The organism is Vibrio sp. Y176, assembly GCF_033438945.1.
Genome location: NZ_JAWOQS010000001.1, coordinates 800,617 through 815,152, shown reverse-complemented (window position 1 = coordinate 815,152; position 14,536 = coordinate 800,617). Strand labels below are relative to the sequence as shown.

The following is a 14,536-nucleotide window of genomic DNA, read 5'->3' as shown; positions in this document are numbered from 1 at the left end:
GCGTTATGGCGCAAGAGCAAAGCATGTGGGGTTCCATTTGGGATGGCGTCTTAGAAACGGGCGGCGAACTGATGACCGACGTCACCGACTTGGGCAAAGACTGGCTCGGCGTGAAGATTGAGAACGAAGCTCAACGCGTCGAGTCCAGCAATCCAGATGAACAGCGAAAGCACAATAACGACTACCAACAACCCACGGGTGAGCCTGTGTACACCTCCGCGTTTGCGGGGGTGACCACCACGCACCTGATGATGGGAATGCTGTTCGTACTGTTGTTATTGGCGATGTTCTACGTCGCTAAGGGGAAGAAGTAATGCCGTTTATTCCATACCTGATTGCAGGTGCGGTGGGCGTATGGGCGGGCATCAAAATCACGGGCGGTTTTGACCGCATCGGATGGGTGCTCGGTCTGCTTCTGGTGTGTTATGTCCTGTACAAGAAAGGATTCAAATTATGATTGGTGGGCTTTTAGGCAATTCCGGCTCGATGCCAATTAGCGCCAACGGTGGTCCCGCGGTCAGCGGTGCCGATGGTGAATCAAGTGGCAGCCTCTCGGTAGGCAATATCAACATGGGCGGCGGCAATTCCACCACGTTGATGATTCTTGTAGTGATTGTGATTGCGGCGGTGTTGCTATGGAAAAAGAAGTAATTGAAGTCGTGACGCAATCGAAACGTGCGCTTGGTGAACTCAAGCCCGCGTTTCGCGCTTGCCCTGATGCGTACGTTGAATTGTGCAAAGCGGTCAAGGATGGCCGCGTGAGTCTGTATCGCCTAATCAGCAATGAAAATGATCTCATCATTGCGGGTGAGCGTGATGGGGATAACTACTTTTTGTGGGGCGTCGCGGGTCGAGGTCTGCGTTCGGGCATCAAACAACTGGTTAATGTCGTCAAAGCCGCGGGGATGCAATCGTTATCTGCGGATACGGCGTTTCAAGGCGTCGCCCGCTTGGTGCGTTCGATTGGCGTCACTGCCAAGCAAGACGGTGACTTTATTCGTTTGGATTTGGGGGTGCTGTAGATGGGTAGTTCTAAATCAAAATCGAGTAATACCAGTAACACCACTAACGTCAGCGGTCAGAATGCCATTAGTGGCGATAACCTCGGTGTGGCGATTTCGGGGGTGAACAACTCGACCATCAACACCACCATGACCGACCACGGCGCAGTGAATGCCGCCATGGAGCTTGGCGAAAAGGCGTTTGATGAAGCCTTTGCGTTTGGCGGCGAAATGCTCAACAGCAATGAGCGTATTTCACTTGAAGCGATGGACACCACGCACGACATTGCCGAAACCGCCATTGATGAAGTGGCTGATTTTGCGGGCGATTCCTTGGCAACGTACGCCTCAACCAACAGTGAAAACCTCGATATGTTGGCGGGACTGGCGGGCAGCCAAGCGGCACAGAACTCGAAGAATCTACAAGCCATGATGAACTTGGCGAAATTCAAACAAGACGGCGGGCAAGTCGAAACAAGCAAGATGATGGTGGTATTAGCAATCGTGCTTGTGTTGGTGCTTGGCTACGTAATGGTGAAGAAACGATGAACACGCAACTATTAGCGGGGCAAGCCATCCCGCTGACGCCAGATGGCAATTGGCTGTATCTGAAATCGGCGCAAGCTGAGATTGAAGTCTATCGCGAATCGTCCGGTGAGCGCGTCACGCTTGGTAAATCGTCGGTGTTTAACGTGGGCGAAGGTAAACACCTTGGGCGTTTGCTTATCTCAAGCCGCACCGATAACCAGATTGAAATTCAGTTTGGTTTTGGGATGTTCACGCCGCCCGTTGAGGGTCAAAGCGTGGTGGTGCAAGCACTGCCGAATGTGGTGATTGAGCGAATGCCAGGGGTGACGGTTGAACACTTACCCGCGGTAGAAATCGCGCCCAATCAACAACTGGCGGTGAATCAACTGCCTGCTGTGAAAATCGCAGCGAATCAACAGCTCGGCGTCACGACGTTGCCACCTGTTGAGTTCAAAGCGCCGCAACCCGTGACGGTTCAATCGTTGCCATCGGTGGAAGTGTCTGCATTACCTGCGGTCACGCTCGAAGCAACGCAAGTGGTCAACGTCGATGCGCAAGTCAGTCGCAACCTCATCACCGAAGCGGTGAGCGTGTTCCCGCACAACATTGCACAAAACACCACGCGTAAAGCCATCACGATTAAGGCGGCGAAAGCCAATACCGCCTCGGTGTTTATTGATGCGTTTGAACTGGAAGCGGGCGAGCGCATCACCATTGAAAGCACGGCTGACATGACCTTAACGGGCGCGGAGGGTGACAGCGTCACACTGTTGGAGGTGTAACCATGCCGTTGTTTATCTTAATTATTTTTGTTTTTGGAATTGGAGCGTTCACCATGACGACATCAACCACATCAAGCGTTCGCGGGATTCGCATTAATAACCCGCTTAACATTCGCATTGCACCAAATGCATGGCAAGGCAAGGTGACGCCGTCACGTGATAAAGCTTTTGAAACCTTTCAAGCGCCCGAATGGGGCTTTCGTGCGGGCGCCATTTTGCTGCGTAACTATCAGCGCCGCCATGAGCTGCACACCTTGACGGAAATCATTCACCGCTTTGCACCACCAAACGAAAACCACACGGCCAACTACGCACGCTTTGTCGCGGGTCGCGTTGGTGTGGGTATGGATGAGCGCATTGACTTGGTGAACAACAAGCCGCTGTTGGTCGAAGTGCTTCACGCGATGAGCATCATGGAAGTGGGTCGCCACTACAGCAAAAACACGGTGCTGAAAGGCGTCAATCTGGTTTAGGGAGAAACACAACATGTTTGAACGTTCAACATTAAAAGGCTTAACGCTTCTCGGTTCCGTTATCGCTGCGGCGACGGGCTACGGCCATTTATTCAGCGTGGAGCTGACTGATACGGGCGTGAATTTTGGCGGCGCGGTTGGCTTAGCCATTCCCGCCGTGATTGGCGCGTATGAGTCGTTGCCGGACAAGTGGAAACCAAGCAAAAAAGTAGGGGGCTTGGATGGAAAACGCCCTTATTAACGCCTTATCGGGTCTGGGGTTTTCGTCCGAGTCGCTGGTCATGTTTGTGCTTATCGGCATGAATCTGAAGTACCAAATCGCCATCAATAAACAGCTTACCCAAGGGCTGCAAGATGTACGCGAAAGCGTGTTGGTGCTCACGGCCAAACAGACAGATTAAAGAGTATTTATCATGACAGATTCAGTTAAACCGCTTCCAACGGGAAGCACGGATAAAAAAGTCGAGCACATTGCCGACTATCTAGAGCGCGCCATGGCAGAAGTGGCGCTTGCTGGCAATGCGCCTGACAACCTATTGCGAAACCCAAGCTTTGCGGAGTATTACAGCGCAACGCTTTCGAATGATATTTTGTACGGCCACGCGGTAGATAAAGCCAAATCTTTTAACTTCATGAAAGGCATTGCAAAACCCATTTGTCCATCGTGGAGCATTGAGGTTCAACACGGCGGCAGTATCAGTTATTGCAAAGTGAAATCCGGCCGATATAGCAAAGCCGACCTGCACCAAAACAAGGATGGTAACGCCGTTATGTTTGGTGGTCTTGGTATGACGGGTAACGGTGCCAATGCGGTGTTGTTCCAAGAGTTTGATACACCAACGTTGATTGAAGATGGCGAGCAAAACTATTACGCCTACGTGCGTTGTTGTCAGGCAGGTGGCCCGCAAAAGATTCGCTTTGGTATTTGTGATTTGGACGGAGACGGCAACGCAACCAGTGTCCGAGCGTCACGCACCGTTGAACTTCCGGCGGGTTTGTACGACGTAAAAGAGTTCTGGCTTGAAATCCCAAGTCTGGCCGAAGGTGGCGCGACCATTAACTATCGTAAACGTGCGTTTTTCATCGAAAGCGCCGCGCGGGGCGTGTTGTCCGTGGAAGGTGCGGGGGTTTACTACGGCAAAGCCGGACAAGTGCCAAAACTCAATTACACCAATCAAGGCATCGGAAAAGAGTTCATTATCACCAAGAAGTTCTCAAAAGCAGACCCAACCTTTTTCCTACCTTGCGTTGAGGGCTGTTACCCAATTGATAAACACTTGTCGTTTATCATCATGGGTAACCAAGGTTTTGAGTTTGAGTTTCAGGCGCGGGACACCGATTTCAGCTTGGGTGATGATGGCACCGTCACGATGTCGAACATTGGCATGGTGAGCTCAACGGCAAACGCGCAGGTTCGTGGTTTCTTTAGCCAAAACCTATACATGAACTTTTTCGATGTCGCGCCGCCGCTAGTGTAAGCAATGAAAGCTAAGGCTTAAACCGTGAGAACTGGTTCGAAACGTCATTAATGATGATTTACACAGCGAGTAGGGAGCCGATACTTTTGGCGGGTCGATTGACCTCGATAGGCTTCAAATGACGCCACCAAAGCAGAAGCCTAAAAAGCCGAACCCTTAGCGATGGGGTTCGGCTTTTTGGTTTGTGATGAAAGCTCACTTTTAAGGAAATCAATAAACTAATAACCATCGGAATTGTTTGACGTATTTAGTTTCGTTACTACAATGAAGCTTGATTTATATGCTTGACAAAAAAGAGTTAAAACAATGGCAGAAAAAAAGCTAGGGGCATCCAAAAGCACTGTTAAAGACAAATTAAAAAGCACTACAAAAGCAAAAGCGTTCGCTGAGTATATTTGGAATGCCATAGACGCTGATGCAACTGAAGTCGATATTTTGACAGAATTGGAGCTAGACCCAAATAAGATTCATAGCATTACAGTCACAGATAATGGTACGGGCATCAAAACTAACAATGATGTTACACCGTTTGATGAACTGGGCAACTCGGAGAAAAAAAATAGCAAAAACCCGCTAATTCGAGGTAAGCATGGTAGGGGGCGGCTAAGCTTTTTTAAGTTTTGTGACAATGCAAGATGGGAAAGTAAACACAAGGAAAACTCTAAGGCAGTTCAGATTGAGATCCATGAAGACTCCTTAGACAAATTTACAGTTACTCACACTGAACCTAAACTTTTTAAAAACTCTACTGGTACAAGCGTAAAATTCAATAATGTCCATTTAACTCCAAATGAGTTTAATAACACAATAAAAACGTACCTAATTAACAATCTTACATGGATTACACTATTAAAGCCTAACTTAAAAATCAATATTAATGGCGCGCGATTGCCACTTCCAAAGTATATCGACCATTCTGAAATCAATAAAAACGTGTCATCGCACAGTGTTGATTTTGAATCAATTGTCTGGGAAAGTGCTCTTGATTTAGAAAAGTCAAATATTTACTTTTGCGATAATGATAACAACATAATTATTAAACAGAAATTTAATAAAGACTCATTTAATTGTTCTTGCATTGTTCGCTCTAGCTATTTTTCCCAGTTCGTGCAAAAGGATGATGGTAAGTTGGTTCCATCATTTGATAAATCATCACCTATATATAGTGAAATATTATCTATTGCTAAGGAAGCTCTTAGCACTAAATATTTAGAATTAAGAAAAGATGCAGTCGATGAGTTAATTATCGATTATGAGCACAAAGGTTTTTTCCCTGACTCAAACTCCACTGGTCGACTAGCACAATTTAAGACCGAACAATTAAAGGATGCAATCAGAGTTATATATAAAGCCGATTCTAGTGTATTTGAAGGGCTGGCAAATGATAAGCAAAAAGCCATATTAATCAAGCTTATAGATAGAATAGTAAATTCGGATAATCCAGAGAGTTTGTTTGATGTGTTGGGTGGTGTGATTTCGTTGTCGGAAACTGACATGAGAATACTTTCTAATACATTAGAAAAAATAACCATGTCTAACATTGTAAATACAATCAACAAGTTAGAAGGTCGCATTGAAATACTGGAACTTCTTGAGGCACTTCTTAAAAATAAAAAAGACACTTATGAAGTGGCTCATATTCAAAAGGCTATTGAATCAAATTTATGGCTCTTTGGCGAAGAGTTTGGCGTAGTCACGACAGAAGAGGACAAGTTCGACAAGGCTCTTCGTAATTACCTAAAATTCAATGAAGAACGTTATGACCTTGTGGATGACCATGATAACGAACTATACCACCCAAAACATTACGATAAGTATGAAATTGTTCATGAGCACAAAAATAAAGAAATGGATGTGTTTGCGTGCCAAAAAATGCCTATATACATTGATGGGAAACCCTTTTTTAAGAACCTTATCGTAGAGTTAAAAAGGCCATCGGTTAAGCTAACAGATAAAGAAGTTTCTCAAATAAAGAAGTATATGAATGTAATCAAAAATGAAGAACGCTTTGACACTAAAAATGAGTATTGGGATTTTGTTTTGGTTGGAAACGTGATTACGAACAAGCCTGACAATCGCTTTGACATCGATACACAATTAGATAGCAATAAAATTCATGGAATGCCTGGATTACTTTTACAGTCGGGTAAAATTAGGCTTTGGATTAAAGAGTGGAACCAAGTAATTGGTGACTATAAACTTAAGTACTTTCACATAATTGATTCCCTCAAAAGAAAGTATGGTGAGATTGAAGAAACAAACCCAGACAAGCTCACAGAAAACATTAAGCAACTCGCATCAGTTTAACCTTTATTTTTTGTTGGTATCCATTCGGCGGCTTTCATTCGACGGCCGCCACGAAACGGCAACAGATTTTCCTTAGCAGGATAAATCTTGGGATACTCAAAGTGTCCGTACATTTCCACAAACTGACGATGTTCGTCACGCCAAAACACAAAACTTTCCAATTCTTTAGGGCTAAACTCACGACCTGATGGTGTGATTAACACAGCGCGTTGCTCACAAACTCGAAAACCTGACCAACGGATGTCATTAGGCAAATAACCAAGTGATTTGATGAGTAGCAGTTTTTCCGCCATTGGATTCACCGGAACGGTGCCATCTAACCAACGAACAACCGTCGGCTTGGTAACGTGAAAAAACTCGGCGCCTTGCTTAAGGGTTTTAAATTCGCGCCAGAATAGAGTGCAGAATGATTCGTGAAACATGACAACGCTCGCAATTTGATGAACAGACTAAAATTATTTTTTTCTTGTTTTTTCGCCTTAACCGAACGCCTCATAATGTGGCGGTAAGGGGTTTGGGCGAGTTTTGTAGATTGCGGGAAACAATCGCCAGTAATAGTACAAACGACTTAAACGTTTAAAACTCACAAAATTAAAATTTACGGCTTGGTTATCAGAGACTTATGAAAGGCTTAATCAAAGAGTTAGACTTTGTTAACAAAACACCCCTTGGTGCGCATTATATGTGTTATGTTAAATTCACAATGATTAGTATTCTGTACACGTACTTACCCTAAGGCTAGATAAATTAGAACGTTAACTTTATAACCCCTCTTACTTTCTTGGCAAAATCTATGAGCGTATATTTGTACATATAATGCCCTGAAAGCTGTTTTTCTAATTTAACCATAATCTATTTACCATAAACTACGTTATCAGAAGATCTATTTAACTAAAGTTAAATAGATCTCTACTAACGATTGCTATGATTTCGTGCTCAGCACTTGAAACTTTTCTGGAGAAATGCCTAGAGCTGACACATTAGCGTAAAGACATCATGTTGGTTGTTTAGGTTACAGATTTTATTGTCTGATTGAACTTGGTAAACCTTAGTAAGTCTGCTCATCAAACTTCTTTACAGCTATGAGCTGCGTATATTCGATTTATCATGCTGCTCCAATCGTGTAATTTAATTATTATGAATAGCTAAATTTTCGCCTTTTGTTTTACATTCCATAAAAAATGACATGGATTTGCTGTCATCTTCGATTTGTAGTCACTATAGGACTTGTACCCATGTGCCATAGCGAGCGCCGTTGCTAATAAGCTAGTTCCTCCTGTTGCCATGCTTAGACCCAGACCCGCAAAAGCAATACCAACATCAGTTAAATGGACTTTCTTAATATGCTTCATTTGTGGCGCTATCTGCCGCATTTGAACTTCAAATAATTCATGTTGTGTATCTTCAATGATCGTGCGAACACGGTCTGGGTCAGTTTCATTTCTTGCTGCTCGGAAGCCTTTTTCCAGTTCAGCACGGAATGAATGAAATGCCTCACCATCATTGTTTCGTATTGACATCAAATCCTCCGACAAAACCTTGTCCAAAAATGGTACATCCATTTGTAAAGTACAATTCAAAGTATTTGATTTTATGTCACTTTCGCTAACATTCATGTTCAACAACTTACTTTCAAACGGGTGTTCAGTACCAAACATACACTCCAAAGAATTACTTAATGCAAGTCGTTTGTTAAGGTCAATGAAATGGTTTCTTGCTGTTTGATTCACAGACTGTTTTACCCATTGAGTGAAGTCCTCCTTCTCAGGAGGCACAGATGATAGCTTTTGAATCATCGTGTATATGTTTTCTTTTGCTGTTGGTTTAAATTCTGTTGGGTTAAGCATATAACCCATACAAAATCCCTCCTCCATGCCTTTAAAGTGAATACTAATCTGGCGGCATGGATACAAGTCACGCATTACAAGCATACGACCATTGTCATTTTTAACACTTCTAACATCTGCACTTGCTTTATACTCATACAAAATATGTGTTGGTAGAGCGTCTTCAAAGCCAACATCAGAAGATATGATTGGGATTTCAGCACCTCTTTCTAACTCGAAACTAACAGGATAAAGCTTAACGTAACCACCAACTACCAATGGTCGTAACTCAATAAGTTTTATAGCGGCTTTAGCTAGGCTTTCACGATCAATTTTAGGTGTTGAAGCCATTCCCATGAATGACGTCAAGGCCTCTGTGGCTGACGTTCTGAAATCAGTTAGTTTAAAGACAGGGTCTGTTACAACTGCTTCTTCCAAATACAATGCTGCTTGTTTTAAATGAGAAACTTGTGACATTGTGTCGGTTGCCATGCAACGAACAGTGTCGTGTGCCTTTATGCTGTTTCTGGTCTCAGGAAGCACTTTCAAACAGTACTCGCGGTAATTACGCAGTTCTTTCTCTAGAGCTGCGTCTGAGACTCCAGTGTAGAGCCGAGTAATCAATGAGCTATCTAGTAACAGTGAATCATTCAGATAATCGTATGCGTAACTACCCATCTATTCTTTCCCTAATTTTCTGACGCCAATAGCTGTATTTATGTCCTCCATGACGCTCTTGTATTGTGCCTTATGCTGCGCCCAATCCTTTCGTATGATCATTTTGGATTTGTGAGGTTTCTTTTTTGGGGATGATTTTTATCAATACCAATATAATATTGACTCCCTACTCTCTTTATGTGGCTTTCTTATGGTAGGTAGAGTCGTTTATAACTTTCAGGAAATAATCTAGTAAACCTGCTCTAAATAGACGAGTTGACGCTGCGGCATTTTTATAAATGCGACCTTGAGTGTCCAATTCCATTACCGGACACTTGAACAATTTGTTATGTTCACGGCTACTCTAAATCAACGGTAAGGTTAATATCTTTAAACTGCTCGAACTCTTGCGGACTTAGACTTAATAAAAATTCGAATGGAGAGCTGTTCTTTACTGCTTTTTCGACCGCGTTATCAAACGAGCGAAGCCCACTATTTTTTAGCACCGAGAATTCGGTAACCTCAGCTTTATCATTAAGTTTAAAGTTTACACGGACATCGTACCCTAGATACTCATCTTGCTGGTTCAATTCATCTTGTATTCGAACTTTCATCAAGGATGCATTGTGAACTAGTCTAGCCTCTGGCGAATCATTGAAACCAACACACCCAGCAATAAACATTGATATTAATGCAATAAAAATTGCGTTTTTCATTATTAACGTTCCTTGAACATAACGCCGCATTAAGGTGTGAGCAACGCAACCACGAAACTGAACCAAACCACCGTAAACACAAAACCCAACAATGGAATGAAAAATGCCATGCGTTGGGAATCACTCTTAAATGCTTTGTTATATTCGTACTCAATACATTGAATTACTGTACAAAAACGACTTTCCTATGGTAAGCCAAATACTCCTTTTTACGCTCTGATAAGCCACTAATTTTGACTTTAAGGTCGACTCTCCACTGCTCTAATTGCGCTTCAATTTCAGCACTTGAGATCATTAGTTCTCCAGTATCGGAGACAGAGATGTAACCTTTATCAAAGAGAGCATCAATGTGAGGAGCTAGTAAGAATCCATTTTCTGGGTCTAATCTCTCTTCGTTGGTCGACACTCTCCACGGTTTGATGTGGCTAGCGATTAGAAATCGCGGATCAGTCGTGCCAGTAATAGGACAACTTGAAGAGATTTTGAATAGGTTTTGTCTATATCGCCCCTGACCTATACGTGAAGAAGCTAAGGCAATTCTTTCTGTTGATTCAGTTACTGAAGCCTGAACTTCAGCATCTAGGCTTAACTCATGTGCTTTTAGTAGCTGGACAGTACATAGACCATCTTCGTGGGATACAACAAACTCGCCACGTAACTCAAGACTATTGAGGTGGGATGCAAGAGCCTTAATTCTTGACGGAAAGCGAGTGATATCTGAACCTGAAAACTCACATAGAAACCAGTTATCTTCGATTACAATAACACTTTCTTTTAATGCATAACCACGATCATTAAACTTCACTTTGAGAAGATAGCCATCTAGAAGAGCACCTAAATCTATCTGTGACTCTAAAGCATCATAAAACTTTGACTTACGTTTGTTGTAGTTGATTTTTCTCATATTTTTGCCAAGTTTCCCTCAAAGAATATAACGCCTTGCTAAGGTGTGAGTAACGCAATACAAAAGCTACCGCACAGCGCCTTAATCACCATAAGCCACCGCATAGTAAAAATGCCACGCGTTACGAATCACTCTTAAGCAATTTGTTAGTACATGCGCTACTTCTATTTATGCGCTCCAAGATATTGAAAAGTGGCATGATATGAAAGGCTTTGAACACTGAAGTGAGACGGGCAGCTACAAAACTTTACCGCTATTGAGAGACGAGAGTTGGCTAGAAGAAAAACGCACTGAACTCCCCTACTTTTACTGACTTCAAATTAGAAAAGGATTCTTTCCTCGCACTTCAACAGCCACACCAAAAGTAATCAAGGTTCTCTCAAAAGCCACCACGAAAATGAAGAAGCGCCAAAGAAATAGGCTAAGAGTTAGAAACCGTAAACGATGACATCAAAGCGAACACTCCTCATATAGTGCCACCGGAAAGAACGTGAAAGGTACAAATTGAAAGGTGTAAAGACGAACACCAAAACAGATAAACACCAAAACTAATGACCTTTGATGCTAAACCCGTACTAACGCCCTGTTAAGGTGTGAGCAACGCAATACCGAAGCCTCCGCATACCACCTTAACCACTAAACCTAACGCATAGTAAAAATGCCACGCGTTGCGAATCACTCTTGAACAGTTTGTTATGGTTCACTTTTTACATGTGGATTTAAAAAGTCAGGCATCCTATCCGCTAATGTTTGCGTTGACCAAGAAGCTAATATATCTCCACTGTTTTGGAACAAATACCAGATGGTTTTAACTCTACCTCTTGGACGAGGGAAAACGACGGCTAAAAAACATGTACTAAAATACATATCATCGCTTTGTGTATCTTCATTAGCGCAGAGTGTACTAAGGTCGACATCAAGCTCAGCGCTCATAGGACCATAAACCAAGTAATCATTAACAGCTACGCTTTCGTTTTGTTTTTGAACAGCTTCTTGAGTTTTGAATAAAGCAATTAATTTTGCAGTCTTGGAAGATATTGAAAATTGCTTACCTAGCTTCTTGAGCGTCTGAACTATTTTCCACAAAAGCTGCCCCATGGCTATAGAAGACAACGTGATTTGAACTTCTTTGGACATCAATATATCCACAGCCATACCAGCTAACTCACCAGCCACAGCGCTCTGGTGAAAGTAATCGATCTCAATAGCATCTAATTCTTGTAACTGGCTCAGATAGTTCTGAATTTCTGGAATATCATCAAGATGGCTAGTTTTGAAAATGCGAATTGACATAAGAACCTCTTTTACACTGGATACTTCGGTGAACCATAACGCCGCATTAAGGGGTGAACAACGCAAACCACACGACCTAAACCATTGTGCCGTAAACACTAAAGCCAATTCAAACCAAAACTGCTAAGCGTTGTGAATCCCTCTTAAATGCTTTGTTATGTGGTGGTGTATTGGTGTCGTTTAACATCTCAAATATGCAAAAAATACGCACTAGATGTCATATTTGATGCAATTTTAAACTATGTTGTTACTGCCAATAACGGCAATTTGAATAAGGATATAATATGCCTGTGAAGCACACCCCACCAGATGGGCCAAGCATTGTACACAAAGGACAAAAGGGTGGAACTACCGGTTGTGGATTTAATACAAAGGAAAACCCTAGTCACTGGACAAATACTACTAGCAAAGTGACATGTGAGAAAAATGGTTGTAAAAATTAACTAGCCAATATAACAAGGGCAAGTATATTGCCCTTATTCAGTGTGCTAAGCCACATAACGCTTTCTAAGCGGCTGTTAGCTGCCTTTCGTATTGCTATAATGCAACCTCTTTAATAGCACATCAATGTGTAATCAAGCTGCTAACGAAAGTTAACAGAGATTAGATTGCATGATGCCTTATAGTTTCAGAAGAATGCTGTTACCCAAGTTCCTTCGGATAACTTTTAATAGGGGAAATTACTAGGTTCGAAGTAAGCAAGAGCTTTTGCTCCAAATAGTTTTGGGGCAAAAATTTGTTAGTGGTTTGAAATTAGCAACCTAGTGAATCTGCTATTTCTAATTAGTAACAGCTTCGATAGTGATTTTTTTATAGGTATCATCGATACAATTATAAAGGTCGACCCAATTGTAATCCGGTGCAGTTCCTTCCATTACATCATTTAACTCACTTCTGGCCTTTAGAAGCAGTTTGTTAGACGTATTATGCTTCGATAATGGTCTGCATATATTAATGGCAGCATTAGCATAGCCTCCATTTTTCAATGCAAACTTAAAAAATTCTATAGACTTTTCTTTAGCTATATCATGTTGATTCATGCAACTAAGTAGATCAGGTTGTCCTGTACAAATTTCAGCGTTAAACACTGATTGGTATAGAGCAGTGCCGATACATACTCTCTTAAGCCCTTCTAGTGCGTTGGTATGACACTCATTAACTAACTCTTCACAGCCACCGTCTTTACATACATACGAGATAAGTGACTCAATTTCAGGGAAATATTGTTCAGATAAAAGAGCTAACGTGTCTTTACATTTAGAATAGACAAGTTGAAAAAAATCTTGCATACCTAGAGAGCTAAATCTAGCAGATACGAAAGTATTTCCCCTTGATAATTCGAGATCAAAATTATCAGATGCTACCAACTCTCTGACTTTTTGCACATCATAAGACAGTGGAACAACCTCGATTTGAACTGCATTTTTTCCTTTCTTTCTAACCACGTTTCCTTGGACTCTATATACACTTTTATCGCTACTTAATGTCAATGTCAGCTTTTCAGCAGTATGAAATGTCGAATTATTAGTAACATCAGCTAGAAGGTAAAATTTAGGCAACTCACAACTATCCACTTGCAGTGCGATCCTAAATTCACTTTGCTTGCTTGTTATTTCTCTGGTAACAACTTCATGATATCTATGGTCTGTTTTGTAAGTAAAAGCCCCTATATAGTCTTCAATTATCCTCACAGATCGATTCTCTAGATAAGACTCACACCCATCAACCACCTTCAAGTAATGTGCTGTAAACCCAGCTAAGCTGAACTCTTCAACTTTAATATCGAAGTACTTTGTGTTCTCGCCGATAATTGTGACTTTTAGTCGTTTACCTTCTTTTAAGTCATCTAATAAATTACTTACAGGATAGAGATTTATTGGGTTGAAATTCACCTGCTTGGTAGCCCCGATTTCAAAATTAGACGAAACAACAGTTGATATGGTGTGTATCCGATTTCCAATTTCGAAATTCAGAGTTACAGGTAAACCTTTAGGAGGGAGCACCTTATTCGTTGTAGATAAGTTCAGTAGTATTTGTGGTTGATGGCAGTATTCTTTATTTCTAACCAATCGCAGCGTATGCCCCCATACATGCTTGCCATGAGTAGAAGAAATCAAAATAGTATCTTTCTCTTCATAGGTATAATCACCATATTCCCAAGGACTCTGGCTAGCTGAAGACGACAAAGAAAGAAAGGTTGTCATAAATATCAGCAGTGCATGAGTAAGTTGCTTAATTACTAAAATCAAGTTTAATGTCCTAAAAATTGGGTAACTATCGTGGCTCTATGATGGTTGAGATATAAGAACATCATTACAAAACGCCTTCAGGTAAGTGGCAATATTATTAAATAAATAGTTAGGGTTAGCCTTACCATCAGCTACAAGCTGATCGCATCGTAACCTCGCTATAGCTTTACGTACACCCCTATCTTCAATAGCGATGAACTGGGAATACGCAGCATCAACACAACCATCATATGTTTTCATATCGTCAATAAAAACGCTCATGCGACATGTACAAGGAGTCCAGAAACAATGCGATTTACTATCCAGAATGGACTGTACATGT

At 42.0% G+C, this 14,536-nt stretch carries 17 protein-coding genes; 11 read left to right on the top strand and 6 right to left on the bottom strand.

What is annotated here, in order from left to right; translation table 11 throughout:
- Positions 1–5: 5 nt before the first annotated feature.
- The 11 genes from R7O13_RS03580 to R7O13_RS03530 all read left to right on the top strand — a co-directional run bounded on the left by R7O13_RS03580 (position 6) and on the right by R7O13_RS03530 (position 6,569).
- Positions 6–314 carry a hypothetical protein gene (locus tag R7O13_RS03580; protein ID WP_025627790.1) on the top strand — a complete coding sequence of 103 codons (309 nt, stop codon included), beginning with the start codon at positions 6–8 and terminating at the stop codon, positions 312–314.
- A complete protein-coding gene (locus tag R7O13_RS03575; RefSeq protein ID WP_005457439.1) occupies positions 314–457 on the top strand; it encodes a hypothetical protein in 144 nt (47 codons plus the stop codon). The genes R7O13_RS03580 and R7O13_RS03575 overlap by 1 nt, the downstream gene beginning before the upstream one ends.
- Positions 454–651: a hypothetical protein gene (locus tag R7O13_RS03570; RefSeq protein WP_005457419.1), complete on the top strand. Its 198-nt coding sequence runs from the start codon at positions 454–456 to the stop codon at positions 649–651. The genes R7O13_RS03575 and R7O13_RS03570 overlap by 4 nt, the downstream gene beginning before the upstream one ends.
- Positions 636–1,022, top strand: a complete 387-nt coding sequence (locus R7O13_RS03565; protein ID WP_046876228.1) for a hypothetical protein — start codon at positions 636–638, stop codon at positions 1,020–1,022. The genes R7O13_RS03570 and R7O13_RS03565 overlap by 16 nt, the downstream gene beginning before the upstream one ends.
- Positions 1,023–1,550, top strand: a complete 528-nt coding sequence (locus tag R7O13_RS03560) for a chemotaxis protein (protein WP_256913356.1) — start codon at positions 1,023–1,025, stop codon at positions 1,548–1,550.
- Positions 1,547–2,311 carry a hypothetical protein gene (locus tag R7O13_RS03555; protein ID WP_256913357.1) on the top strand — a complete coding sequence of 255 codons (765 nt, stop codon included), beginning with the start codon at positions 1,547–1,549 and terminating at the stop codon, positions 2,309–2,311. The genes R7O13_RS03560 and R7O13_RS03555 overlap by 4 nt, the downstream gene beginning before the upstream one ends.
- 2 nt (positions 2,312–2,313) lie before the next feature.
- Entirely contained in the window at positions 2,314–2,784 is a 471-nt protein-coding gene (locus R7O13_RS03550) for a structural protein (protein WP_046876230.1), read from the top strand.
- Between the two features lie 13 nt (positions 2,785–2,797).
- The gene (locus tag R7O13_RS03545) at positions 2,798–3,025 is read left to right on the top strand and encodes a hypothetical protein (protein WP_017636136.1); all 228 of its coding nucleotides are present in this window, start codon (positions 2,798–2,800) and stop codon (positions 3,023–3,025) included.
- Positions 3,006–3,185 carry a hypothetical protein gene (locus tag R7O13_RS03540; protein ID WP_017636135.1) on the top strand — a complete coding sequence of 60 codons (180 nt, stop codon included), beginning with the start codon at positions 3,006–3,008 and terminating at the stop codon, positions 3,183–3,185. The genes R7O13_RS03545 and R7O13_RS03540 overlap by 20 nt, the downstream gene beginning before the upstream one ends.
- A gap of 12 nt (positions 3,186–3,197) precedes the next feature.
- The gene (locus R7O13_RS03535) at positions 3,198–4,262 is read left to right on the top strand and encodes a hypothetical protein (protein WP_253657060.1); all 1,065 of its coding nucleotides are present in this window, start codon (positions 3,198–3,200) and stop codon (positions 4,260–4,262) included.
- 306 nt (positions 4,263–4,568) lie between these two features.
- Positions 4,569–6,569: an ATP-binding protein gene (locus tag R7O13_RS03530; RefSeq protein ID WP_180761565.1), complete on the top strand. Its 2,001-nt coding sequence runs from the start codon at positions 4,569–4,571 to the stop codon at positions 6,567–6,569.
- Here the strand turns inward: R7O13_RS03530 and R7O13_RS03525 are convergent.
- The 6 genes from R7O13_RS03525 to R7O13_RS03500 all read right to left on the bottom strand — a co-directional run bounded on the left by R7O13_RS03525 (position 6,566) and on the right by R7O13_RS03500 (position 14,214).
- Positions 6,566–6,991, bottom strand: a complete 426-nt coding sequence (locus R7O13_RS03525; protein WP_069543457.1) for a phage protein — start codon at positions 6,989–6,991, stop codon at positions 6,566–6,568. The genes R7O13_RS03530 and R7O13_RS03525 overlap by 4 nt on opposite strands.
- Positions 6,992–7,714: 723 nt before the next feature.
- Positions 7,715–9,073: a hypothetical protein gene (locus R7O13_RS03520; protein ID WP_318303003.1), complete on the bottom strand. Its 1,359-nt coding sequence runs from the start codon at positions 9,071–9,073 to the stop codon at positions 7,715–7,717.
- Positions 9,074–9,411: 338 nt separating this feature from the next.
- Complete coding sequence (locus R7O13_RS03515) at positions 9,412–9,768, bottom strand: cell envelope integrity protein TolA (RefSeq protein ID WP_318303001.1); 357 nt, start codon at positions 9,766–9,768, stop codon at positions 9,412–9,414.
- A 163-nt stretch (positions 9,769–9,931) separates the two neighbouring features.
- A complete protein-coding gene (locus R7O13_RS03510) occupies positions 9,932–10,672 on the bottom strand; it encodes an HNH endonuclease signature motif containing protein (RefSeq protein ID WP_318303000.1) in 741 nt (246 codons plus the stop codon).
- A gap of 693 nt (positions 10,673–11,365) precedes the next feature.
- Entirely contained in the window at positions 11,366–11,965 is a 600-nt protein-coding gene (locus R7O13_RS03505; protein WP_318302999.1) for a hypothetical protein, read from the bottom strand.
- Between the two features lie 779 nt (positions 11,966–12,744).
- Positions 12,745–14,214 (bottom strand): hypothetical protein, encoded by a 1,470-nt coding sequence (locus R7O13_RS03500; RefSeq protein WP_318302997.1) that lies wholly within the window; start codon positions 14,212–14,214, stop codon positions 12,745–12,747.
- Between the last annotated feature and the right edge of the window lie 322 nt (positions 14,215–14,536).